Annotated in this window: 24 protein-coding genes and 1 tRNA gene; 18 read left to right on the top strand and 7 right to left on the bottom strand. The window is 34.3% G+C overall.

What is annotated here, in order from left to right:
* The first annotated feature begins 7 nt into the window (after positions 1–7).
* The 6 genes from ABH955_RS13215 to ABH955_RS13190 are packed head-to-tail and all read left to right on the top strand — an operon-like array spanning position 8 to position 5,799.
* A complete protein-coding gene (locus ABH955_RS13215) occupies positions 8–1,582 on the top strand; it encodes a hypothetical protein (RefSeq protein WP_113937722.1) in 1,575 nt (524 codons plus the stop codon).
* Positions 1,563–2,678 (top strand): class II aldolase/adducin family protein, encoded by a 1,116-nt coding sequence (locus tag ABH955_RS13210; RefSeq protein ID WP_235661788.1) that lies wholly within the window; start codon positions 1,563–1,565, stop codon positions 2,676–2,678. Before ABH955_RS13215 ends, ABH955_RS13210 begins: the two co-directional genes overlap by 20 nt.
* Positions 2,675–3,427: a molybdopterin-binding protein gene (locus tag ABH955_RS13205; RefSeq protein WP_113937724.1), complete on the top strand. Its 753-nt coding sequence runs from the start codon at positions 2,675–2,677 to the stop codon at positions 3,425–3,427. The genes ABH955_RS13210 and ABH955_RS13205 overlap by 4 nt, the downstream gene beginning before the upstream one ends.
* 1 nt (position 3,428) lies before the next feature.
* Complete coding sequence (locus ABH955_RS13200) at positions 3,429–4,397, top strand: aminoglycoside phosphotransferase family protein (protein WP_113937725.1); 969 nt, start codon at positions 3,429–3,431, stop codon at positions 4,395–4,397.
* On the top strand, positions 4,367–5,140 hold the full coding sequence (locus tag ABH955_RS13195; protein ID WP_113937726.1) for an inositol monophosphatase family protein: 774 nt from the start codon (positions 4,367–4,369) through the stop codon (positions 5,138–5,140). The genes ABH955_RS13200 and ABH955_RS13195 overlap by 31 nt, the downstream gene beginning before the upstream one ends.
* Before the next feature lie 2 nt (positions 5,141–5,142).
* Complete coding sequence (locus tag ABH955_RS13190; protein ID WP_113937727.1) at positions 5,143–5,799, top strand: HAD family hydrolase; 657 nt, start codon at positions 5,143–5,145, stop codon at positions 5,797–5,799.
* A gap of 33 nt (positions 5,800–5,832) precedes the next feature.
* Here the strand turns inward: ABH955_RS13190 and ABH955_RS13185 are convergent, their stop codons facing one another.
* The 5 genes from ABH955_RS13185 to odhA all read right to left on the bottom strand — a co-directional run bounded on the left by ABH955_RS13185 (position 5,833) and on the right by odhA (position 15,665).
* Positions 5,833–7,395 (bottom strand): SagB family peptide dehydrogenase, encoded by a 1,563-nt coding sequence (locus ABH955_RS13185; RefSeq protein ID WP_113937728.1) that lies wholly within the window; start codon positions 7,393–7,395, stop codon positions 5,833–5,835.
* Positions 7,396–7,417: 22 nt separating this feature from the next.
* The gene (locus ABH955_RS13180) at positions 7,418–9,367 is read right to left on the bottom strand and encodes a TOMM precursor leader peptide-binding protein (protein ID WP_404491163.1); all 1,950 of its coding nucleotides are present in this window, start codon (positions 9,365–9,367) and stop codon (positions 7,418–7,420) included.
* Complete coding sequence (locus ABH955_RS13175; protein ID WP_404491162.1) at positions 9,364–11,283, bottom strand: putative thiazole-containing bacteriocin maturation protein; 1,920 nt, start codon at positions 11,281–11,283, stop codon at positions 9,364–9,366. The genes ABH955_RS13180 and ABH955_RS13175 overlap by 4 nt, the downstream gene beginning before the upstream one ends.
* Positions 11,284–11,408: 125 nt before the next feature.
* The gene (odhB, locus tag ABH955_RS13170; RefSeq protein ID WP_404457249.1) at positions 11,409–12,668 is read right to left on the bottom strand and encodes a 2-oxoglutarate dehydrogenase complex dihydrolipoyllysine-residue succinyltransferase; all 1,260 of its coding nucleotides are present in this window, start codon (positions 12,666–12,668) and stop codon (positions 11,409–11,411) included.
* Positions 12,669–12,797: 129 nt separating this feature from the next.
* Complete coding sequence (gene odhA / locus ABH955_RS13165; protein ID WP_404457251.1) at positions 12,798–15,665, bottom strand: 2-oxoglutarate dehydrogenase E1 component; 2,868 nt, start codon at positions 15,663–15,665, stop codon at positions 12,798–12,800.
* Between the two features lie 826 nt (positions 15,666–16,491).
* On the opposite strand from odhA, the gene ABH955_RS13160 reads away from it, so the two are divergent.
* The 8 genes from ABH955_RS13160 (at position 16,492) to ABH955_RS13125 (ending at position 20,400) form a co-directional block, all read left to right on the top strand.
* Positions 16,492–16,707 (top strand): helix-turn-helix transcriptional regulator, encoded by a 216-nt coding sequence (locus ABH955_RS13160; RefSeq protein ID WP_002135046.1) that lies wholly within the window; start codon positions 16,492–16,494, stop codon positions 16,705–16,707.
* Positions 16,704–17,081 (top strand): hypothetical protein, encoded by a 378-nt coding sequence (locus ABH955_RS13155; RefSeq protein WP_001109902.1) that lies wholly within the window; start codon positions 16,704–16,706, stop codon positions 17,079–17,081. The genes ABH955_RS13160 and ABH955_RS13155 overlap by 4 nt, the downstream gene beginning before the upstream one ends.
* Positions 17,082–17,109: 28 nt before the next feature.
* Entirely contained in the window at positions 17,110–17,292 is a 183-nt protein-coding gene (locus tag ABH955_RS13150) for a DUF3976 domain-containing protein (protein ID WP_002086895.1), read from the top strand.
* A gap of 134 nt (positions 17,293–17,426) precedes the next feature.
* The gene (locus ABH955_RS13145) at positions 17,427–17,780 is read left to right on the top strand and encodes a hypothetical protein (RefSeq protein ID WP_404457253.1); all 354 of its coding nucleotides are present in this window, start codon (positions 17,427–17,429) and stop codon (positions 17,778–17,780) included.
* 49 nt (positions 17,781–17,829) lie between these two features.
* A complete protein-coding gene (locus tag ABH955_RS13140; RefSeq protein ID WP_404457304.1) occupies positions 17,830–18,027 on the top strand; it encodes a hypothetical protein in 198 nt (65 codons plus the stop codon).
* A gap of 48 nt (positions 18,028–18,075) precedes the next feature.
* Positions 18,076–18,234: an SDR family oxidoreductase gene (locus ABH955_RS13135; protein ID WP_404457255.1), complete on the top strand. Its 159-nt coding sequence runs from the start codon at positions 18,076–18,078 to the stop codon at positions 18,232–18,234.
* Positions 18,235–18,266: 32 nt separating this feature from the next.
* Complete coding sequence (locus ABH955_RS13130) at positions 18,267–19,166, top strand: ABC transporter ATP-binding protein (protein WP_098635429.1); 900 nt, start codon at positions 18,267–18,269, stop codon at positions 19,164–19,166.
* A complete protein-coding gene (locus tag ABH955_RS13125; RefSeq protein ID WP_002135049.1) occupies positions 19,159–20,400 on the top strand; it encodes an ABC transporter permease in 1,242 nt (413 codons plus the stop codon). Before ABH955_RS13130 ends, ABH955_RS13125 begins: the two co-directional genes overlap by 8 nt.
* Before the next feature lie 655 nt (positions 20,401–21,055).
* Here ABH955_RS13125 and ABH955_RS13120 read toward each other — a convergent pair.
* Positions 21,056–21,128, bottom strand: a tRNA-Val gene (locus ABH955_RS13120).
* 190 nt (positions 21,129–21,318) lie between these two features.
* On the bottom strand, positions 21,319–21,543 hold the full coding sequence (locus tag ABH955_RS13115; RefSeq protein WP_113937739.1) for a hypothetical protein: 225 nt from the start codon (positions 21,541–21,543) through the stop codon (positions 21,319–21,321).
* A 283-nt stretch (positions 21,544–21,826) separates the two neighbouring features.
* Here ABH955_RS13115 and ABH955_RS13110 point away from each other — a divergent pair, with 283 nt between their 5' ends.
* The 4 genes from ABH955_RS13110 (at position 21,827) to ABH955_RS13095 (ending at position 24,912) form a co-directional block, all read left to right on the top strand.
* Positions 21,827–22,054 (top strand): hypothetical protein, encoded by a 228-nt coding sequence (locus ABH955_RS13110; protein WP_002064332.1) that lies wholly within the window; start codon positions 21,827–21,829, stop codon positions 22,052–22,054.
* A gap of 155 nt (positions 22,055–22,209) precedes the next feature.
* Positions 22,210–23,496 (top strand): D-alanyl-D-alanine carboxypeptidase family protein, encoded by a 1,287-nt coding sequence (locus tag ABH955_RS13105; RefSeq protein WP_404457260.1) that lies wholly within the window; start codon positions 22,210–22,212, stop codon positions 23,494–23,496.
* A gap of 197 nt (positions 23,497–23,693) precedes the next feature.
* The gene (gene sipW / locus ABH955_RS13100) at positions 23,694–24,263 is read left to right on the top strand and encodes a signal peptidase I SipW (RefSeq protein ID WP_113937741.1); all 570 of its coding nucleotides are present in this window, start codon (positions 23,694–23,696) and stop codon (positions 24,261–24,263) included.
* A 61-nt stretch (positions 24,264–24,324) separates the two neighbouring features.
* On the top strand, positions 24,325–24,912 hold the full coding sequence (locus tag ABH955_RS13095; protein WP_002064335.1) for a CalY family protein: 588 nt from the start codon (positions 24,325–24,327) through the stop codon (positions 24,910–24,912).
* The last annotated feature ends 1 nt before the right edge of the window (position 24,913 follow it).

Here is a 24,913-nt window from a genome sequence, read left to right as displayed (position 1 = left end):
GATTTTGTTGAAAGATAATAAAATAATGCATATGCCATATAAAGAGTTATTAGATTTCTCACCAAATAGTCACCAACAATTATATAGTTATGTTGATCATGTGGAAAATTTACTTTCTGAAATTAAAGAAGCTCATATTGATATTTATTATAATTTTGCTAAGGATGAGGAAGTTGATATTCAAAAAACAAGAAGACTACAAAAAATTAAAGCCGAATTAATTAATTCAAGTGGTTTTTATAAAAATATAGTAGAGTGTAAATTTAGTAATATAGATGTAAATGTGAAACAGAAAGTAAAGGCACTTAAAAGGTTATATGTTGAACAGCAAGTTTTGAACTCTGAATATTTATTTAGAGTAGAAAAAAAAATAAATTTAATAGCTAGTAATCACTATAAAAAAATAAAACTTACTGTAAATCAATTTGAAAACGAGATGAGATTTCAAGCCAGCGCTTTAAAAAGAAAATGCTTATATGGAAATTTACCTATGATGGGGGGAGAATTAGAGAAGCATATTAAAGAGCTAGTTCAGACTCAAAATCAAATAGCAAAAGAGAATAAATTCGATTTTTATTCTAATTTATTATTAGAAAATCAGGGGATGGAAATCCCAAAACTCAAGGCGTTAATAATGAGTTTTGAAGAACGGACTCGAGAGCTATATACCTATTATTATAAAAAAGAATCTGATAATCTTGGCTTGAAAAAAGTAAGACATTTTGATTTGATGCATTTATTTAGTAGAAAAGAATTTGAACACCCATTACTAAATATAGATTCAACAGAAATAATATTACAAATAAAAAACTTTTTATCTGATTATGGATTTTTGAAAAATAAATCAAATATTCAAATAGAATATTTGGGTAAGTCGAATTTTCCTGCGGTCACAATGTTTAAGAATAAATTTGAGATTAAAATATTAATAAACCCTTCATTGAAAAATCTAAATATTCTAGAAGTTATCTTTCATGAATTTGGTCATGCCCTTCATGCAGAATATATAAGGTATGATAATTTCTTATTTCAAGGAGAAAGTACAGCCTTTACAGAAGGGATGGCACAAACAATAGAATCCCTGGCTAAGAGTCGTGAATTTTTACTTCATTATATAGGACTAAGTGAAAATGAATATTATGAAGCCCTTGAAATATGGAATAAGTACTATTTATTATTTATTAGGCGCATCTGTTCAGCAGTTATGACTAAAATTGAGATATATGAAAATGGTGGCGAGAATATAAATCAAATAAAATTTGAAAATGATCTTAAATTTCTGCTAGTAAATCAGGATATAAATGAAATGAGATGGAGTTACCAGGAATTAATTGGAACTAAAAACCAATATTCTGAAGCAAGACTCATAGCATTCTTTATTGCAAGGTCAATTGAAAGTCAATATAGAGAATTGAATCAAAATAATATAATTAAATTTCGAGACAGCCTAATTAATAGTCTTTGGATACCGGGTGGTTCAATAGAATGGACTGAAAAAATAGAGGAAGTTTTAGGGAATACATTATATATTCCTTCTAATGGGGGATTAGAACTTGGGAGAGGTGAGAACAGTGTCTATTAAGGGTAAAAATATATATTATATTTTAACTGGGGCTAGAAAATCTAAGGAGTCTTATCGATATATAAAGGAGTTATCGGATTTAGGTGCGAATGTATTTGTTATTTTAACTCCTTCTGCGCATCAGATGGTAGATTTAGAGTTGTTAAAAGAGGCCAGTGGAAACTTCATCAGAGATTCATTTGATAAAAAAGACGGTGAATCACTTCCGCTTGAAGATTTAATAGTTATTGCACCTGCAACATATTCAACAATAAACAAAATAGCAGGAGGAATTGCTGATAATTTTGCTACTTCTTGTATTGCAGCAGCAATTGGAAGAAATACACCTATTTATTTAGCGCCTTCAATGAATATTGATCTATGGAGAAGTCCAATTTTACAACAAAATCTTCAAAAATTAATTAAAATTGGTGTGAAAATGATCCATCCTAGAATAGAAGGGTCTTACTGTACGATGGCGTTCGGTGAAAAGGTAAATGATAGTATAATATATGATTTTAATAAAATTAGATTTAAATCAATTCAGGTATTGAATGATGATACAGATGAATCTTTCACTTGGCATCGTACCATAAAGAATGTATATGAAGAATTTAAAGAAGTAGGTGGAAAATTAGTTACGTATGGTTTAACTAATGGTTCAAAGGGGTGTATTAGTAAAAGAGTAGAAAAAGGATTTGTAATCACTTCCTCAGGATGTGAGCTTGGAAATATTAAAATGGAAGAACTTGTATGGGTACAACATGTAGATCATTTAAATAATGAAGTATATTGGAAAGGCATTAATTCACCTTCGAGTGAAACACCTTTGCACTATGAAGTTTATGCTAATACTGAGATGAAATCTGTCATACATAGTCATTGTCCGTCTTTAACATACGCAACTTTTTTAGATAGATATCGAAGCAATTCATATTTAAGATATGGAACTTTCCAATTTGGGAAAGGAATTATACATAAAATGCAATCCCTGCAAAGTAATTTTGCCATTGCTAGAGATCACGGTGAGATAGTGGTAGGGAATACATTAGAAAAGGCCATAGAACATTTAATTAAAATACAATCAGACAGTAGTAGAGAGCTAGAACTAGTATGATGAATTTTTCAATAATTATTACGGGGAAAGAATTGTTTACTGGAGTACGTGATGAAAATGGTTATTGGTTAACGAACTATTTTTCAGGCTGCGGTTATAAGTGTCAAGAAATTAGAATTATTAATGACAAAATTGAATTAATAAGAAAAACTATAATTGATATTTCTAGATGTAACGATTTCGTGATTATTACAGGTGGGATGGGAGGGAGTGATTTGGACGTTACAAGACAAGTGGCTTTGGAACTATCTAATACGCCACCAAAGATTTTAGGGAAAATGTATAGGGATCAAATCAAAAAATGTTATTCAAAATGGAATTGTAGGTGGCCTAGAGGGATTTCTAAACAGCTTGTAGTGCCAAAAGAAGCAGAAATATTCTTAAATGATTTAGGAACTTCGCCAGCTTTTTCAATTTTTATTAATAGTACGATGCTTATTTTCTTGCCAGGGGTACCGAAAGAAGTGAAAAATTTAATTGAAACATCAATTAGTCAATATATATCTATCAAATACAAACCGTATTTAACTGTGAAAGAAATTCATAAAATAGAAAAAAAAATTGAGGGAAAAGCTGAACTAGAGGTTAATAAGAGTTTAAAAGAGCAAGGATGGTTCAATGATAAAAATGTAGATGTACTATTAAGGGTAATAAATAACCAAATAAAGATAACTCTAACCATATACAAGCACCATGAGTATTACAAAAAGAAATGGGAGGACTTTATTTATTCTTTAGAAGGGGGATAAGATGATTGACGACTTAAAAAAATTATTAAATGGAATGGTAGATGAACCAATAGAATCTATTCAATTAGCTAAAGGCAGTTATTCAAATCAAGCTTTTAAAATTCAGTTAAAAAATAAAATTCTCTACCTATGGTTAAATAAGTATCATATTTCACATAAAAAGAAACGCCAAATTTTCATGTTGGAGATCTTAGGTGAAAATGGTCTAATTGTTCCTAAGATATTGCAACATGGGAATTTTCAATATAATAATCAATCTACTGAATTCATACTTACAGAAGGGATGAAAGGATCTAATTTAGGAATATATTTAGAAAATAATGTAGAGAACTTACCAAGAATCTTTTTTAAGATGGGGAAGACATTAAAAAAGATTCATTCTATTAGGACAAATGAAAAAATCGGTTATATAAATGCTTCTACAGTATTCAACTGGAAAGATTTTCTAAGGATACGAATAGATAAATGGATATGTGAAATAAAGAAACAAAGAATTTGTATAAATGGTATGTCTAATTATTTAGTTGTTCTTAGAAAGTATTTTCACTATTTAATAGATGAAATGAGAGAATCTAATAATTTAGCTCTCTTACATGGGGATTTTTATCCAAATAATATCGTAGTTGATTTTGCCTCGGAAGAAAGAATAGGTATTTTGGATTTTGAATGGTCCTTAATTGGAGATCCTATATATGACTTTAGAGTTCTGGAAATGTTTATCTTTCCTCAATTTAAATATAAAGAAATATTTTATCGAGGATATGGTATAAATCCTGAAATTTTTCAAAAAAACATGCTTATATATTTGCAAATATATAAGTTGGAATTGGCGTATCTATTAATTTTATCTACCCCAAACAGAATAAGTGAGTCAATTGAATTTATCCAAGAACTCTATAATACTGCTATAAAATTTATAAGTAAGGAAGATGGAGAAGTATGGAGTATATCGAATTTATTGAATTTATAAGGAGAATTATTAAAAAGGCAGGAAAAATGTCATTAGAAACTAAAAAAAATTTAGAAGTAACAAATAAAGGGCTGAATGATATTGTTACGAGTATGGACAGAGATATTAATTGTTTTTTAGAGAGTAGCATAAATAGGTATTATCCAAATCATAACATAATCTCAGAAGAGAATAATACAGATTTGAGTGTGGTACAGAATTCTAATTATTCTTGGATTATTGACCCTTTAGATGGAACAGTAAACTATGTACATCAAAAAATAAATTTTACAATTGCCATAGCTTTATGTAAAAATAATGAACCTATGATTTCGGGAATTTACGATCCTTCTAGAGATGAATTTTTTTATGCTATTAAAAATAAAGGGGCATTTTTAAATGATAAAAAAATTTTCATGAAACATGAAAACTCGCTACAAGAGTGCTTGCTTAATGTTTGTTGGAATCAAAAAAACAATCCATTTAAACAACCATTTAACGTACGAGGAATCAGGCAATTAGGAAGTGCATCTTTAGAATTAGCTTATATTGCGGCTGGTAGATTAGATATATTTTTATACGACAGGTTACAACCCTGGGACTTTGTAGCAGGAAAATTGTTGATTGAAGAAGCAGGGGGTATTATAACAACAGCGTATGGTAAGAAACTTACTATCAATAATAAAAGCTCAGTATTAGCCACTTCTCAATCTATCTATCAAGAACTAAATAATTATATGAATTTAAAAACTGTGGAGGAATAGAAATGCAAAGAGCAGTTATATTTGATTTTGATGGTATTATTTTTGATACGGAAAAACATGAATATAAAAGCTTTAAAGAGCTATATAAATGTTTTGATGAAGAGTTTCCAAAAGATTTATGGTTAAACAATATAGGCTCACGTCACAAAACTAATCCCTATATGTTTTTAGAAAAAAAATTAGGTTACAATGTAAATATAAAAGAATTACATAGGGAACGTAAAAAGTTGTTCTATTCTTTATTAAGCGATGAAAAACCTAGAGAGGGTGTGAAAGATTTACTAATATCGTTAAAAGCTAGCAACGTGAAAATAGGTTTAGCATCTAACTCAGACATAGATTGGGTACTTAGTTTTTTAATGCATTTAAAATTATTAGATTTTTTCGATATTATAAATACTGCAAATGATGTAACGAATTTTAAACCTAATCCTGAAGTCTATATAAAAACTTTATCTGAATTAAATGTTTCTGCTTCTAATACGATTGCTTTTGAAGATACTCCAATAGGTTTAGAATCAGCTTATAGGGCCGGATTAAATTGTATTGTGATACCAACAAAATTAACGAAAAACTTATTGTTTAACCATGCACATGTTAAATTCGATTCTTTTTTAGAGTTTAATAAAGAAAATTATTTTGAACGCGTGTATATTTGAATTGCACCCTTTGTGTGAACAAAGGGTGCAATTTCAATTATGCAAGGACCCTTTTAGCCAATTTCGCGCTCGATACGCCCCAACAGGAATTTGAATAAGTGACGTTTCTTTTCCAACATCTATCCCGTACAATTGATCGCATGAATTTGTATCAAAACTAAGTAAAGGATGCCCACCCATTCCCATCGCAGTCGCTGCAAAAACGAGTTTATGAACGAGCATGCCAGCTTCCATTTGATGAATTCGATATCCTCTATAACCTAATTTATTTTTATAGTAATCTTTATTTCCGATTACATGTAGACAAAGTGGTACTTGAAAAAGATTTACGTTATCCATCGTCATACTGGATTGCAGAGAATAACGAAGGTCTCCGTACCGAAGTGGCTGTATGGAATGTGTCCTACTGTTATAAGCGTAAGCGCCGTTTTCTATGTCTTTTACGTTATAAAAGCATCCATATAGTGAGACTCGTGCGTTTTCATTTACATACTTGCCATCAAGGTCGTTGTAATAAGGGAAGGAGAGGCTCGCTTCTTGTAGTAAAGTAGCGAGCTCGGCTGCATCCCATTTCGTTAAAATGAAGTCAGAATCAGGTGAATATCGTTTTTTACAAAGTTGTAAAAAATCATATGATAAACGTTCCACTTTAGGTAGCTGCATAGCGTGTGCACTATATTGTTGTCGTTCTTCACAGGTAAATGTTTGGAAGTGTTCTGTTGATTCAATCATAGATGCCGCGTTTATTTTTTTTATCATCGGATATTCATCTACATATTTTGAGCGAACGAAATGCTCATGTGTTAACGGCGGGATTTGCTGCAACAAGTCATGAGAAGTAATGGTTTTATTTTTACGATGATCATCATGAAACCAATCTGTATTCGGTTCTGTACTTAAAGGAATAACAGCATACACACTTTCTTCACCTTCTGACAGTCCAAGTAAATGATTCATTGCCCGATCTAGAAACTGAAAATATACACCATTTGTATAACCAAATTGTTTTGCGCATTCAAGTAATTGACCGATGAGAACACCGCTATCTAATCCTTGAAGACGATACGAAAAGTTATTGTATTTAAAGAAGTTTTTCCAAAACATAGTGGATACAAATGCAGCACCAAAACAAGAATGTATGTTACAACGATTGCCGAGTGCTTCTGTAAGATAAGAATCAAAATTTCCTTCACGAAGTAAGATAAGACGGTGGTGCGCGGCGTCGTAATGGTAAATGCCGTCTGGATAATGATCAATTTTTAAATACATATATAATTCATTTGGATATAAAGCACCCCCAGAAGGGATGAATCTTCGAAATAGAGTCGTTGTTTTATTATTTTCTAGGTTAGTAGTAGGCTGACATAATTGTGTTAAACCAAATGAGTACCAAAGATAATGACCGATTTCCTCTAAGGTAGGTTCAGTAGAAGAATTCCGCAAAGTTAATGGGATTTCTAAAGAGAGAGGGATTACTGGTAAATTTCGATATAATTTATAAGGAAGTGGTGCGTCTTCCCAGTCAATATCTTTATCGGACGACATAATTTCATTAATAGAAAAATGGAGATGATGTAAAAAAGTATCAGGTTGCATCAAATTTCCCCCTCACTATGAATTATGGAAACGGATGCGGATGTGGATTTAAACTTTCATTCGTTAAAGGCTCAGCCCAATATCCAAGTGTCATCGGTACGGTATACACTCTATCCAGTCCTGTAACCCGAGTGAGATGGTGACCGAACGTCATCGGTAACATGCCTGGAATAATTACTTTTACACAATGTAAGCCGTTCTTTTCTATAAGGGGGACCGTTTGATCTACAACAATTACTTCAAGTCCAGATTGATGTAACCTGTTTAAAAGTTGATGAAGATCAGATGTTAAATCCACATCAAATGATTGTAATGCATTCATTTCTTGGAACGTTTGCACCGGAGCATCATCACGTAAAAGGAAGTGAAGACGTTCTTCCGCTTCTTTCAATCCATACAGCATACTATGGTCTTCCATTTGCGAAACAAGATATGGATCTTGTAAACAGTTTTCATATTTCTCTCTTTTTTGTTCAAGCTCTTCATCTGTTATAAGTAACATGCCCGCTATTTCATGAATTGCATTTTTTACAGCTCGAATTGGTTCCATATGTGCGCCGCCAGCACAGACGAGATTCATACCATCTTGCCTTGTATTTTTCGCAATGACCCATATGCTCGGAATACCATGTTCCATCGTCGCGTTGAAAACGTATAATTCATATCCAGTAATTGTGCGTAAGCGTTCAATCATTAATTGCAATTCAGTATCATTGGCTGAACTAAGATCGAGACGGGGAAGAGGTAATTCGGCATACCAAGTGAGCAAAAAGGCGTCACGCTCTACAATTTCTAAAATGCCGTGAAAAATTGCTTCTTCTAAACTACCACCAATGGCACATCCATTTGATGTTTCATACACGAAAGCATCTCTATGACCAAGGCTATAATAAGCGATTGATTCTGGAACTAGAAGGGGCCTGCTTTGTAATAAAGAATATCCCCATACCCAGTTTTGCTCATAATCAGGATCAAACGGCTTAAATGGAAAACTATCACGATTGTAATGTTCATTTGTATGTACACCAAGTGTGAGGGGATTCAGTGCAACATCTTCTAGCTCACGAAAACTGCCATGTACATTTGTTTTTTTTCCACGAGGCGACATACCGCAATAGCGTTCTAATCCTTCTAAAATAGCGGTTGCTTCACTAAGTGAAAATGAATGAGTCCGGCCCGCGACACCTTCATTTCCAAACAGTAACGGCATGTTTATAATGACATCAGCAAACGGTAATAAAGAATGTTGCATTTGGCCGTTTAAAATACCAGTCCGGTAATCTAAATAGTCTCTCGTTAAAAATGTGTTTAGCTCATGAATGGAACGACAGCGATACGTTGCAGTACTCGTTTTCAAACTTGGTTGTAAAGAAATTTGCGCTGCATCTGCTGTATCGTCAGACAAATTGCTGCATACCGGACAGAGAGGGTCTGGAAGAAACGAATTCCGGGTACATTGTAACGTTTGTAAGTCCAGTAAAATGAGTTCGTTTTCTAAAGAAGAATATCCATGAGCTAATATTTTCTCTGTTTCAGCATGAATGAGCTGGCACATTTGTAACATTCCATTTTGGGTGGCGCGTACATCACGCCTCGTCACGTTCTCTGCTTTTAATGCATATTTTCGTTGTAGTTCCCACATTTCTCTTTGATCAAAGCCAGCTATAAACCGGCGTCCATCAGCGCAGTGGGAACATCCAGTTGTAAGAGGCTTCACGTAAGGACCGATAATACCTTCACCAAACGAAGTAAACGCGCGAAGCCACGGAATATTATTTGAGCGAAAGATAAGCTCAGCATCGCGATGTACGGAAGAAGGAGACCCGTCATGTAAAACGAGAGCAAGATGAATGTTTTCAGGAAGAGCTTCTGTAATTGTATGCTGGCGGATGAGTGAATATTGCTTACACAATTGTTCATGTACATAGTCTGTGAGTAGGCCATCTCCTATAAGTAGTATGTTTTGAGTCATTGGTCATCCTCCTTTGCAATTAATACTCCATATACACCGTCTAAGCTGTCTCTTAAAAATGACTCAATAGCTAAATCAAAAACGAATGGATACAAGTTGTTTTCCGCTAAATTTTGCAAAGAAACTTGTAAAGACTGTACGCCTGGAATTTCTTCCTCTTCTTGTATTGCTACTCTAACAGAATCCGTGCTATATAAAACAATGGATGATTCCGGTAACATATTAGCTTTATAAGGAATCTCTTCATTTTGAATATGAAGGAGTGCTTGTTGCAGAGCATTTCTTAATGCGAGTGTTATATTAATATTTGCCGCACCATACCATCTATCATTAATACCGATCCAAACGACAGGAAAACCAAGTAACTCCTCACTCATTCCTACTTTAGGTATTTCATGAATTGTAGAGAGAGCATCGTAGTAAAACCTACAATGTTTATCATGAATTTCGGTTAAATAAAGCTCTGTAATCTCTTCTAGCATATGTGATTGGCGTTCATATAGCTTATTATTTAAATGTTTTTGGAGTGCTCGGTATACACCTTCTATCATCGTTTCCCCAGCACCAATACCGATATCAGTATGTTCGGGGATAAGACGATGAATCATTTCAGCTACATATGTTTCAACTCCTGTTAAACCAGCTTCGCGGCGTGCTTCATTATGAGTTAATCCACCGCAAGTTATAGTAGGAAGGGGAGAGGTAGGTCCGTCTGATAATGGATTTGCAACTTGAATATTGCACTGTGATAAAGGCAATTGGTGTAAATCTTGTTCATCCCACATGTGGAATATGCCAGCTTCTTTAGAAGTTAACGTATCAAAAAAACGAAAAAGTTCAGTTGAAGTATATTGTCCGGAACGTTGGGCAAGGTTTTCTTGAAGATTTTGCACCGTATCAATTGTAAAGATTTCATCGGTTGCGAGAAGATGTTTTATGAAAGGGTGCCACTTTCCTTCAAGTGTTTCCAAGTTTAATAAAAAGAATTGAGGATTATGCTGCCTATGTGAATCTTCAGCGACATGTTTAAATAACTCAAAAACGATAACATTTGCTAACATTGCAGATGCAATTGGTGAGAAAGGTTCAGGTGGATTTTCACTTTGTAAAGTAGTTTCGTGTAGACGATGCCAAGCTGATTCCCAGCATTCCTCACGGTCTGTGGTTACGACGGGTCCAGCTAAACCAATTCTTGATAAGCAAATAGCTGGTATGAAATTTTTCTTAAACTCTCTACAAATAGTATGGATTGCTCTTAAACTTTCAATATCTCCATTTTGGGAAACGTATAAAATCCAGTCGAAAGGCTCGAATACTTCATGTAAAGGGCGATCAATTGTAATATCTATTTCTTGAATAAGTACATTGTCATCATTTGCATATGCACGTTCGCTTAGTTCATGAATTCGATCGTAGTTTGTTTCAGCACGATCTGTAACAAGATAATGGAATGTAGGTAAACCAGATTCTAATAAAGAAGAAACTAGGGAAGTAAGCATATCGCCAGAACCAATTATAAGCACATTTGCTGCGCGGTACGTTTCGAATTTTAAAGCGCCTGAATGGGAATCAGCTTCTAAAAACTCAATTTGCGAAGCATATCTGTCGAGTAATGCACTGTTTAATTCGTGGGGAGCATCTTGGCTTACATCACGAATGAAACCATTTTCATATAAAATCTCTCCAATTTCAAATACACGATTTTGATAGGGGAGAGGGAGACCATCGGTTATTTCTGTCAAAGAATGATTACCGTTAAACATAGGCATTAATTTCTCAATCCAGTCATAAATTCCATCACCATCCATACGGAATGAACTGGAGTTATTTCGAAAGTAAACACCCCCGTTTGAATCGGGGAGGAAGAAAGTATCCTTATTTGCTTTAAGTTTTGCATGAACTGGAAGGTTATTCATGTTTATCCCCCTTACGTTTTAGGCATACATTGTTAGTCTATGTAGTGTGATTTGTCCCATATGAACATAATGAAAAAAGGCTGTAGAATGATTCATTCTACAGCCTTTAATAGATTAATAATCTATCAACCTTCTAATAATAATGATTTTGGATCTTCAAGCATATCTTTAACAGCAACAAGGAAGCTAACCGCTTCTTTACCATCAACAATACGGTGATCGTAAGATAGTGCAAGGTACATCATTGGACGGTTTTCCATACGCTCGTTATCGATCGCAACTGGACGTACTTGGATTTTATGCATCCCTAGAATACCTACTTGTGGACTATTTAGGATTGGTGTAGACATTAGAGAACCGAACACACCACCGTTTGTAATTGTAAATGTACCACCTTGTAGCTCTTTTAATGAAAGTTTATTATCGCGTGCTTTCAGACCTAAATTACGAATCTCGCTTTCAATTTCAGCGAAGTTCAATTGATTAGCATCGCGTACAACTGGAACAACTAATCCATCTGGAGCTGCTACTGCAATACCGATATCATAGAATTTTTTAATGATAAGCTCATCGCCTTGAATTTCAGCATTTAATAATGGGAACTGTTTTAATGCTGCAACAACTGCTTTTGTGAAGAATGACATAAAGCCAAGACGTACATCATGTTTTTTCTCGAAAGCATCTTTGCGTTCTTTACGTAATTCCATGATTGCACTCATATCAACTTCGTTAAATGTAGTTAACATTGCAGATGTTTGTTGAACTTCTACAAGACGTTTTGCAATTGTTTGACGGCGGCGGGACATTTTCACACGCTCAACTGGTTTTTCGAATTCAGTTTTTGCAACTGGAGCAGGAGCTGGACTTTTTGGAGCAGCTGGTGCTTCTTTTGGCGCTGCAGCGTGAGCTTGTACATCATGTGGTCTCACACGTCCAAGTGGATCTGTGCTGCGTACGTCGTTTAAGTCGATTCCTAATTCACGAGCCATTTTGCGAGCAGCTGGTGATGCGATAGGACGATTTGTATTTGGTAAACCTTGTAACGCTTTATTTTGTTCAGCACTTGGAGCTGCTGCTTTAGGTGCTTCAGTAGTTTCTTGTTTTGGTTGCTCAGCAGGTGGTGCTGGTGTACTTACTGCAACTCCTGCGCCGTTTGCATCTAAAATTGCGATAGTAGCGCCAACTTCAACTGTATCCCCAGGTTCGCCTAGTAACTTCGATACAATACCTGAATCCTCTGCAATGATTTCTACATTGACTTTGTCAGTCTCAAGCTCAACAACGCTGCCACCTTTCTCAACTTTGTCGCCTACGTTGATAAGCCATTGTGAAATAGTTCCTTCTGAAATAGATTCTGCAAGCTCAGGTACTTTAATTTCGATCATTTTAAATGTCCTCCCCTTATTTGCCTAACGGTGTGTTTTGTCTTCTTTAATCTTCGGTAATCTCCATTTGTTAGCCTGGCTGTGGCAGACTATCTGCCATAGCCAAGCCTGAAAAACTCATTGTTACTTTCAGTTGCTGAAAACTTCAATTTCTTGTTTATCTTGACGGAAGTTGTACTTCACATCTAAAGCGTGTGCAACGATTAATTCTTGCTCAGCTTTGTGAGCGAATGGATCGCCACCAGATGGGCTAGAACGATCCGGGCGCCCAATGTAACCTGTTTTCACTTTATCCCCAGCTAGTTCGAACAGAATTGGAGCCATGTAATGCCATGCGCCCATATTACGAGGTTCTTCTTGAACCCAAATGATTTCTTCTAAGTTTTTAAAGCGTTTAATAATAGATTGAACTTTTTCAGCAGGGAATGGGTACAACTGCTCGATACGAACCATATGAACTTCATCTAGGCTGTACTCATGCTTACCACTTTCGATTTCTGCTGCTAAGTCAATTGCCATTTTACCTGTACTTAAAACAAGACGTTTTACTTTGTTTGGTTTCGCACCAAGGTTTTCTTGTTCTAAAGCAGATTGGAAACGTCCTTCGCTTAACTGACTAGCAGTTGAAAGCGTAAGTGGATGACGTAATAAACTCTTTGGCGTCATAAGCACTAACGGTCGAACAGCTTCTGTTCCTAAGATAGATGCTTGACGACGTAAAATATGGAAGTATTGTGCCGCGCTCGTTAAGTTTGCAACTGTCCAGTTGTTCTCAGCAGCTAATTGTAAGAAACGCTCTGGACGTGCACTAGAGTGCTCTGGCCCTTGACCTTCATAACCGTGTGGTAATAGAAGAACTAAACCAGATTTTTGACCCCATTTTGCTCTTCCTGCTGAAACATATTGATCAAATAATGCTTGCGCAGTATTTGAGAAGTCACCGTATTGAGCTTCCCACATAACAAGAGTTTCTGGAGCAAATACGTTGTAACCATATTCGTAACCAACAACAGCAGCTTCTGATAACGGACTGTTATGAACAGAGAATGATGCGTTAATGTTCGGTAAACGGTGTAATGGTGAATATGTTTCGTTTGTATCAGTATCGTGTAATACGATATGACGGTGCGCGAATGTACCACGCTGTGAATCTTGACCAGTTAAACGAATTGGCGTACCTTCTTGCAAAATTGAAGCGAATGCTAACGATTCAGCAAGTGCCCATTCAATTTTACCGTTCTCTTCAAGAGCATCTTTACGGCGCTCAAGAATTTTCTTCACTTTTGGATATACGTTAAAGCCTTCAGGCCAAGATAATAGTCCTTCATTAATTGCACGAAGTGATTCAATTGAAACACCAGTGTCAATCGGCTGGATTCCTTTTGCAACAACCTCTGGAACTTTAACGTGAATTGTTGCAGCACTCGTATCAGCTGGTGGCACTTGTGCGTATTCAGCCTTTAATTCCTCTTGTATAAACTGAGTAATTGTTTCAACCTCATCTGCATTCAGAACGCCAGCAGATTGTAATTGATCTGCATAAATTGCTCTTACAGTTGGGTGATTTTTAATTTTTTTGTACACTTGTGGTTGCGTAACTGCTGGATCATCCATTTCGTTATGACCATATCGGCGGTAACCGATTAAATCGATTAAGAAGTCCTTTTTGAACAGCGTACGATATTGGATCGCAAGGTTTGCAGCAGCAAGACAAGCTTCCGGATCATCAGCATTCACGTGAACAATCGGAATATCGAAACCTTTTGCAAGGTCGCTTGAATATTTAGTAGAACGAGAATCATAGCTATCAGTCGTAAAGCCGACTGCATTATTTGCGATAACATGAATAGTTCCGCCAGTTTGGTACGCATTCAATCTACTTAAGTTGAGTGTCTCAGACACAACACCTTGACCAGGGAATGCAGCATCACCATGAACTAAAATTACGAATGATTTTGTAGTATCTTGTTCTGGAAGACCAGATTTTTTACGATTCTCTTGAGCAGCACGTGCGAAACCTTCAACAACAGGATTAACGAACTCAAGATGACTCGGGTTATTTGCTAATGTAACACGAGTGCTAACTTCTTCATTACCAACGACTTGTTCTCTACCTAAATGGTATTTCACGTCGCCAGTCCAGCCAGCATTTGCCACTGCACCTTCTATTTTTGCATGTTTGAATTCTGCAAACATGTGATTATATGGCTTTTCTAATACGTGAGCGAGTACGCTTAGACGACCACGGTGAGCCATACCAATCATGACATCTTCTACGCCGTCTTTAGCACCTTCAGAAACAATTTCATCTAGTACAGGTACAAGCATATCAACGCCCTCTATTGAGAAACGTTTTTGACCAACGAATGTTTTATGCAAGAATTGCTCGAAACCTTCAACAGCAGTTAAACGTTTTAAAAGAGCAGTTCGTTTTTTATTTGATAATGGTTGACGCAATGAATTTGATTCCACCATTTGATGCAACCACGCGCGTTCTTCACTATCTTGTATATGTGAGAATTCATAAGCTAAAGATTTTGTATAAACGTCTTTTAATCTATGAATTACATCAAGTGCAGTGTGAATACCCTCTGGTGCATCTTGCCATACTGTTTTTGCTGGAATCGCTTTCAAGTCAGCATCGCTCAGTTCGTTCATTGTTTTCTCGATAAGAGATTGTCCGTTTGCAGCATCTTCCATCGGATTAATGTGAGCCAATGTATGCCCGAAAGAACGAATCTGTTCAACAAGTTGAACGACTTTAAGAATCTTTTCAATGTTCCCTGTGTTTTGAGGAGAAAAATGTGTTGCTGTGTTGTCCCCTGTTACGACATCATCTTGAAACGAAGGAGCTCCAAAAATTTCAAAAAGCTCTTGTAATTCCGGATCAACAGAACCTGCTCCAGTTACGTAAAGATCATACTGTTCAATAACATAACCAAGGTTCGGACCATGGAACTTGGCCCAAGGGTTTGTCGTTGTATTCTTCCTCGTCATTTGTTTAAACCTCCCAATGCATATAATCCTTTTTCCATACAAAAAGGTGCATTTTGCTCTTTTCAATAATTGATGAACCAATAATCAATGTAAATGTTTTTCTTTACTCTTATGTTATTACAATAATTTACATAATACCAAACACTATTACTTATCTGTTTTGTAAAAAAACATTCACAATAACTTATCACCCAAGTTAATCTTTCATGTTATAAAGTAATTTCACGGGAAAACGGGGTGGATATATTTGGTATACCTACATTAATACCTATAATTGTTGCATTTAAATATAAGTATAACTATCAGAATGTTTCGATAAAGTTTAGTTCGAATTATGTATATTGGAATAATAAGCGCTTTCATTGATATTATACAACAATATAACGGAATATAGTATAAAAAATAAAAAATTATGAATTTACCATAAACTTTATCTCGATAGTGTTAAATATCGAAAGGAAAATGAAGGATTTCTACAAAAAAAGTGGCTATACATAAAAAATGCTTCATAAACCGTTAGTTTCTATAAATATGGCGAAAAACAACGTAAAAACAATAGCGCATTTCACTCGATAAAGAGCAGAATGAAACATTTTAAAAGGATAAAACAAATATGGAGATATTAAATTTTCATAAAAACGGGGAGGAGATATAGTAACGGCTATATACATTGTTCCATGTTTCATTTCAAAATAGACGTGCTGAATTTGAAAAAGTTTCTTCTATATAAATAGAATGAAAAATAAACGAAATGAATGTAAAGGAACCTTGACGTAAAGTTTCCTTTACGTATATACTCGGTATAAGGAAGGAGGGAGAAATTTCCTTGGAAAATAAAATGGTCGAATATCGAAAAAAACTTGGACTATCTCAAGAAAAATTGGCTGAGAAACTTGGAGTTTCCAGACAAACCATTATCTCAATTGAAAAAGGGAAATACGATCCGTCACTTCCGTTAGCATTTGAAATTGCAAAAACATTTCAGACAACGATAGAACATGTATTTATTTATGAGGGAAAAGAAGAGGAGGAGAAAGGATGAATTATTCACAAAAGTACTTTGTAATTATGGGGATTATTTTTCTATTTATGAGTGGATTTATGATATTAACAGGTATAATGACGCATTCTGCACCGCCAGCTATAACTTATCCATTGCTTGGGATGATGATTATGAGTTTCTGCCTAAGTTACTTGCACCCACAATTTAAAGAAAAAGACGAGCGAATGAAGCTTATTCGTTATAAAGGGATGTTCGTGACCTTTTTTGCACTAACCGCATATTATCTTCTTTTCTCTATCGGCTTAAACTTAAAAATACTTACACTATCTGCTACTGAACTATTGAACATACTTATGGCACTCACGATGAGTACAGTTTTTATATCGTTTGTTGTTTTATCGAAAAGATATTAAGATGTAATAGAGAAAGGAAGATTAACATATGCAAATGATGTACGCTTTTGGCATGGGGCTTGTATTATTTTTAGCGGTATTCTTATTTATTCGTAAAGACGTTCAAGGCGGAACGTTAACGAAACGAGGATTTTATAAAATGATCGGCTGTTTAGTTGTTATGTTTATAGCGATTATCGTAATGATCGTTTTAATAAATCAGTCACTATAGAATTTAAAAATGGAACCTTACTTTTGTAAGGTTTTTCTTTTTGAAAATAAAACTAAAAATTACCATAAAATCCATTTTTTATCTATATCTTTTATTATATAATCAAATAAAATGATAGATAAGGAGAATAGTATATGAATAAAAAAGCTATCTTCTTTTTATTAACATGTTTACTACTTGTAGCTAGTATTACTTATATAATATGTAACAAACGAGAACAAGTGCCACCTATGTTAGTATGGGAGAACCAAGAATACTACGTTACGAATGAACCTGCCAAAGCAGAAGAAATCGGACAAAGACTTGGTGAAGTAACAAAGAAAACTGAAACGAGCAAACAGCCTACTAAAGATAGTGAATCCAACATATTACAAGAAAAAACAGAAGTATTTGAAATGATTTTAGAAGAAGAGGATGAAAGGCCGCCTATACTCGCAAAAGAACCTAATAGTGAAGAATGTAGAGTAGTAAGGCCGATGTTAAAGTAAGTACTATAATAATGAAAAAATAAATTTTTAATAGAGAGTAGTGAGCGTTATGAGATGGAAAGCAGGAACTTTTGAAAAAATAAAAACGAATGACTCATCTGTTGAGCAGCTTATAAACACGTTTAAGGAACAAAACTTAAATGGTGGCGCAATAATAAGCTGTTTTAAAGTACATAACGAAAATTTTTTCAAAGAAATACCTTATAAAAATATTAAAATATGCAAAATTGCATATTGGTTATTCTAAATCTTATGCTAAACTTATAATGGAAAATATAACATTTGTTGGTAATGAATGATTTTTGAAGGAAATAAGTTGTCGAAAAAAATACCATATAGGGAAATTATTAGAAGTTCAGATGTTACAAACGTCATCTTATTTTCAATGTCTGATAAAAGCGATGCCATTAGAGGTCAAAATATTGTTGTTGACTATGGATATACAATTGTATAAATAAATCATCTTGGGAATTAAGGGTGTGGATAATGAGTTTACTAATTAAAGATTTAATAAAGAAATTTGACGAACATGTTGCAGTGAATAATTTGAATATCGAGATACCAAAAGGTGAAATATTTGGATTCTTGGGCGGGAATGGAGCAGGTAAAACGACTACATTTCGAATGATACTTGGACTTTTATCGAAATCAAGCGGAACCATTTCATGGAATGGTAAACCTATAAATTATGATGTTACGGATAAGATTGGGTATTTACCAGAAGAACGTGGGCTTTATGCGAAAATGACTGTCAAAGAACAGGTTAACTTTTTTGCAAAATTAAAGAACATGAAAAGTAAAGATGCAGAAAAAGAACTTCACTATTGGCTGGAGCGTTTTAATATAACTGAGTATCTGAACAAAAAGGTAGGAGAACTTTCAAAAGGGAATCAGCAAAAAATTCAGCTGATAACAGCGATTATACATAAGCCTGAACTCTTAATTTTAGATGAACCATTTAGTGGTTTAGATCCAGTAAATGTTGAAATGTTAAAAGAAGCTGTTCTTGATATGCAAAAACAAGGGGCGTCGATTCTTTTTAGTTCACATCGTATGGAACATGTGGAAGAATTATGCCAACACATTTGTATCATGCACAAAGGAGTACCTGTTGTTCAAGGAGACATTGCCAAAATTAAAAGTGACTTTGGTAAAAAGAATGTTGTAATCGTTGGCGATCATGACTTTGACCATTTGAAAGAAATAAAAGGTGTAGAAAGTATGAAGAAACGTAAGAATGCAGTTACTCTTAAAATCTCATATGAAGAAGTTTCGCATGTTTTATTTAAAGAGATAACGAAATTAGGGTATGTTAAAAAGTTCGCAGTAGAAGAGCCTACACTAAATGACATCTTTATTGAGAAAGTAGGTACACAGCATGAATAGTTTCTGGACGATTTTTTTACAAAACTATAAATCTAAGGTAAAAGCTAAATCATATATTGCTATTACAATCATAATTTCTATGTTAATTATAGGATTGATGAATTTTGACAAAATTTATAACTATTTTGTAGGTAACGAGGAAGAGCAAGTTGTCATTGTTACAGAAAAAGAAGAATTATATACAACTATTCATCAAGTGTTTAAAAATGTAGATAGTAAATTGCATGTTAAACGTAGTACGGATAAACCAAAAGCAGAATCAGGTGTTAAAAATGGTGATTATACATATGCAATCGTTGTAGAGGAATTGGATAATAAACAACTAAAGGCTACGTATATAACTGAGACAGATACAAATCAGCAAGATGTTAGCAAGGTTCAAACTATTTTATCTCAAATACAATCTTCTAATTTCGCTCAGCAATTGAATCTATCGCAAGATGAATTAAAGGTGTTAACAACGCCAGTAGAAATACAAACCAAAACTGTTTCAGATAAGGTTAAAGATGGAGAACATACAGAGGGTGTAGGAATTTTAATTAATACCTTTATCATGCTAAATTATGTAATGATATTAATGTATGCTGCACAATTAGCTACAGATGTTGCAACAGAAAAATCTTCTCGTGTAATGGAGTTAGTTGTTTCAAGTATTTCGCCTACAAAACATTTATATGCGAAGCTCTTCTCAACATTGTTGGCAGGTATTACACAAATAATAATTTGGGGCTTGGTCGCAACTGTAGGGTATAAAACAGCAATTAATGAATCGAAAAATGATATTTTAAATAGTATTGATTTAAATTCTGTTGCTCCTACTCTAGTAGTGTATGGGATTCTATTCTTCACATTAGGATTCTTATTATATGGCTCATTATCTTGTCTACTCGGCTCTATTATTAGTCGTATAGAGGAATCTTCTCAAGCTGTTATGCCACTGATGTTTATGTTAATTGCTGCTTTGTATATCGCGCTTTATGGAATGTCAAATCCAAGCAGCACGGTTGTTACCATTACTAGCTATATACCTTTCTTTACTCCTATTGTTATGCTCGTACGAATTGGATTCCTCAATATCCCAGTATGGGAGATTGCGCTTACATTAGCGATTCTATTAGTAACAATATGTATGATGATTGGTTTAACGAGCCGTGTTTACCGCGGTGGTGTATTATTATATGGTAAAGGTGCATTCAGTAATATAAAAAAGGCAATCAAGTTAGGGAAGAAATAAGATTAGCCCATTCATTTTACAACAACAAAGAACTACATGGTTAATCTATGTAGTTCTTTGTTGTTGTAAAATGTATATAAATAAATATAAAAATTATTGTATTAGGCTATTTTTCAAAGAAAACTTTAAAAAGCTCCCAAGAAGAGAGTGAAGAATTGAGTTTTGGCGAACAACGCAGAGTGATGATTGATATAATTTATGTCTTTCTCAAGAATTGAGGAAAAGAAGTAGGGGAAAATGGTAGAAATATAATATTAGCGATTGATGAACCGGAAGTCTCACAGAATCTTACGCAATGTTTCAATCGAGATGAATATAAGTTGAAAGAAAAGGATATATTTACTTATTTTTTAATATATTTATAATATTACAAGTTTAGAATCGCACTTTGCTATATCACGGTGAACGATATTACAAATAGCAGTAAATCAAATAAAATAAAGCTAGCTTAGATTGAATTTTTTTGTCTAAAATATTGACTCAAATCTAATAAGAGATTTAAAATCATAAGTTTATTTTCATATGAAAAATTAATCGTTAACCAAAAGAGAGCTATTGATCAAATCTTGAACAGTATATAAAAAATTTATTATAAAAATAATATATTGATTTGCTACATAAAGAAAACCCCTTGACTATCAAGGGGTTTCTCATATGATCCCGACTGGCCTCGAACCAGCGACCTCCACCCTGTCAAGGTGGCGCTCTCCCTGCTGAGCTACGGGATCTTTAAAAATGCTTATCTAATAGCATCTTTAATAATTATGCTAAAGCAATTATATATAATTAACTGAAATTTTACAATATTTTTGTGGTAATCTTTTAAAGGTAAAGTATTTGGAATCAGGCTAGTAGTGTATTAAGGAATATATAAGAAGAGCATTTAATTGAAAGTGGATTTTGAATAAACCGGTTATATTATGATTTCCGATACCAATCCAAAGGACCTTTATCGCTTAAATCAACAAGAAAAGGGAATAAGAAGTGTAAAGGTAAGCTTATAAGTTCTGGCATAGCGTTCAATGTTTTCTTTGATAGATATTGTCTTCCGAAACAATACGGACAATCTTTTTCAAATGTCACGAGTATTGACCATACATCTTTTATTTTCCACTTCGTTTTACAATACGTACAACGCGCCATGGAGTTCCTCCTCATTTTAAGGTATTTTCTAATATATTCGATTTCATTGTACTAAAGTCAAGTGTGTTTGGTGTGATATAATGTAAGTTGGTTTGTTTTTTTATATGGATGTATTCCGTAATTTATGACTAAATGAATGTAGTGTGAGGGTTATATAATAAGAGATTTTCATTTTTAATATGCAAATTGGCCAATATATCCTTTTTACAATTTTCAAGAAATCATGTATAAAAGAAGTACAAGATATTTATAAATATTCAGGAGTAGAGGGAGAATAATTGTAATGGTAAGAAAAACGTTCAAGATGCGTGTGTCTAGAAATAGAACGATTTCGATTGATGGTTCGATTCTTGATGTGGATGTGACGCATGATGAGTTTTTGCAAGAGTTCGTTGAGTGGGTCGATTCTAAAGGGTGGTCATTTATGGGGATGACGGATGAGATTACGGCCGAGGAAGCTGGACAAAAGTTAATAGATTCGTTGATTGATGAGAAGGATAAGAAAGAGTAATTCCTTCTTATTTTTTATTGTATATTTATGTTATTTATCGTAAAAATATGATATAGTAAAAAACAGTGAATATTCTTCCAATTTAATACAAATTACATATAGATTGGTAGAGTCATTTTATAGAGTGTGAAAGTAAAGTGAAAAGGGAGAGTCATATGGTTAATTTTAAGAAAATTTCGGCTTTTATTATGGTTATTTGTTTATTTTTTTTGACACCTATGACGTTATATGCTGAGACGAATGTTGGAGTGAATCCGGAGCAAGTGGCACCACCACCAGCGGAAGGGCCGAATGTTTTTAGTCAGTTTGCAGCTACGATTGATGCGAAAACAGGGGATGTGTTGTATGACAAAAATGCACATCATCGTGCGTTTCCGGCTAGTATAACGAAAGTGTTAACGGCAATTTTACTTATGGAGCATACGAAGCCAGAGGATCAATTTACATTTTCGCAATTAGCATTAGATCAGGAGAAGAGTAATTATCAAATTGAGTTTCAACCTGGTGAGACGGTGAATAGAAATACTGCGCTTATGATTTTAATGGTGCTAAGTGCGAATGATGTGTCGTATGAGATTGCGGAGCGTATTGGAGGAAGTGTTGAAAATTTCGCTAATATGATGAATGAAAAGGCGAAGCAATTAGGGGCTAAAGATAGCCATTTTGTAACGCCAAATGGATTGCATGATCCAAATCATTATACGACGCCATATGATATGGCCATGATTACGAGAGGTGTGCAAAAGTATCCTGAAATTTTACAAGCGATGAATACGAAAAGAACGACGGTTATGACATCTACGCAAACAGTTTCTATTTTTAATAAGTCTACTTATTTTGAAAATCCATATAGCATTGGTGGTAAGACAGGATTTACGAATGAAGCGCGCAATACGCTCGTTTTATTAAATGAGAAAGATGGAAATCGTATTATAAATGTAGTAATGGCTTCTCAAAGACCTGAAATCTATGAGGATTTAAAGCAGATGGCGGAATATTCTTTTGGGCAATTTACGAAACAAACGGTGCTAGATAAACATAGTTGGCATCAAAAGACAACATATTTAAATAAAGATGTTGATTCTGAGTTAGAAAAAAGTGCTGAGCTTATGCTTAAGAAAGATGAAGGGAAAAATGTGAAAACTATTTTTCGAGCCGCTTCATTAGATAAAGACTCTTTGTATCATAAGGGAATCCATCGTGGTGAGATAGTTGGTGCAGTTGATATTACGAAGAATAATCAAACAATTGCGACGATAAATGTTCTTTCAAAAGAAGATGTTACTTTTGCGATGCCTAAAAAAGATACAGTTGCACCTGAAGTAAAGGTATCGAATGTGAAAGTGATAAGTGTTGGGATCGGTGCGATTGTATTATTTGGAGCGATTTTATATGTAGTGCTGCGCCGAAATAACCAAGGGATGAAATCAGAAGAAAAATAAATTGCTAGTAGACCGTGATGAGATTTTGTCACGGTCTTTTTTGCATGCATTTCAAAAGTGATTTAACTAATAATTGTAAATTTTCACCTTGCATTTCTTATTTGTTCGTTATATTATTTGTTTATGTTCTTGTTAAAGAACAATTAGAGCGTTATTAATTTCAAAATGATATAAAACAACAGAGAGGGAGAGAGATGATGAAATTCGTTTGGAAGATTATTAGCAACGTTATCTCATTTGTTTTATTTGCACTGATGGTTTTTTTAGCTTTTGTAGTTATTTCGTCAAAAGCGAGTGGCGGGGATCCGACTGTTATGGGATATCAATTTAAGAGCGTTCTTTCAGGGTCGATGGAACCAACATTTTTAACAGGATCCATCATTGCGATAGAGCCTACGAAAGATGGATCTAAATATAAAAAAGGTGACGTTATTACGTTTAAAGAGAAAGATAACAAAATTATCACTCACCGTATTATCGGTGTGAAAGATACAAATGGAAAAGTAATGTATGAAACAAAAGGTGATAACAACAACGGACCAGATTTAGCACCAGTACTTGCAGAGAATGTAATCGGAAAATATGCAGATATTACAGTTCCATACCTTGGTTATGGACTGAATTATGCGAGTTCAAAAGCGGGAGCAGCATTACTTCTTATTATTCCAGGAGTCTTTTTACTTGGTTATTCCGCGATTTCTATTTTTGGCGCTATTCGTAGCATCGACGGAGAAAAGAAAGATAAAAAAGTAGAACAATCCGTATAGTTAGTTTGGTTATATCTTCCTATTAGGAAGTTAACAAATATATATTATGGGGGATTTGGACATGACTTTAAAGAAAAAATTAGGAATGGGTATCGCATCAGCAGTACTAGGAGCAGCATTAGTTGGTGGAGGAACATTTGCATTCTTTAGCGACAAAGAAGTGTCAAACAATACATTTGCGGCTGGTACACTTGATTTAGCGGCAAACCCATCGACAGTTGTTGATGTATCGAATTTAAAGCCTGGCGATACAATTAAAAGAGATTTTAAACTAGAAAATAAAGGCTCTTTAGACATTAAAAAAGTTTTACTAAAAACAGATTACAAAGTAAGCGATGCGAAGGGCGACAATAAAGATGATTTTGGTAAACATATTAAAGTAACATTCTTAAAGAATGTAGATAAGCATGAAACAATTGTAAAAGAAACAACGCTAGATAAATTGAAGGGTGACACACTTACAGCGGTAGACAATGATTTATCTGCTTGGTTCTGGGATGAAAAAGGTATTTCTGCAGGTAAGTCAGATAAATTTACAGTGAAATTCGAGTTTGTTGATAATAAAAAAGACCAAAATGAATTCCAAGGCGATAAACTAAATTTAACTTGGACGTTTGATGCACAACAAACAGATGGTACAGAAAGATAAT

The sequence above is a fragment of the Bacillus sp. RC240 genome (genome assembly GCF_044907945.1).
GTDB lineage: Bacteria > Bacillota > Bacilli > Bacillales > Bacillaceae_G > Bacillus_A > Bacillus_A mycoides.
Note: the sequence above shows the minus strand (reverse complement) of the source record. Positions and strands in the feature narration are given on the sequence as shown.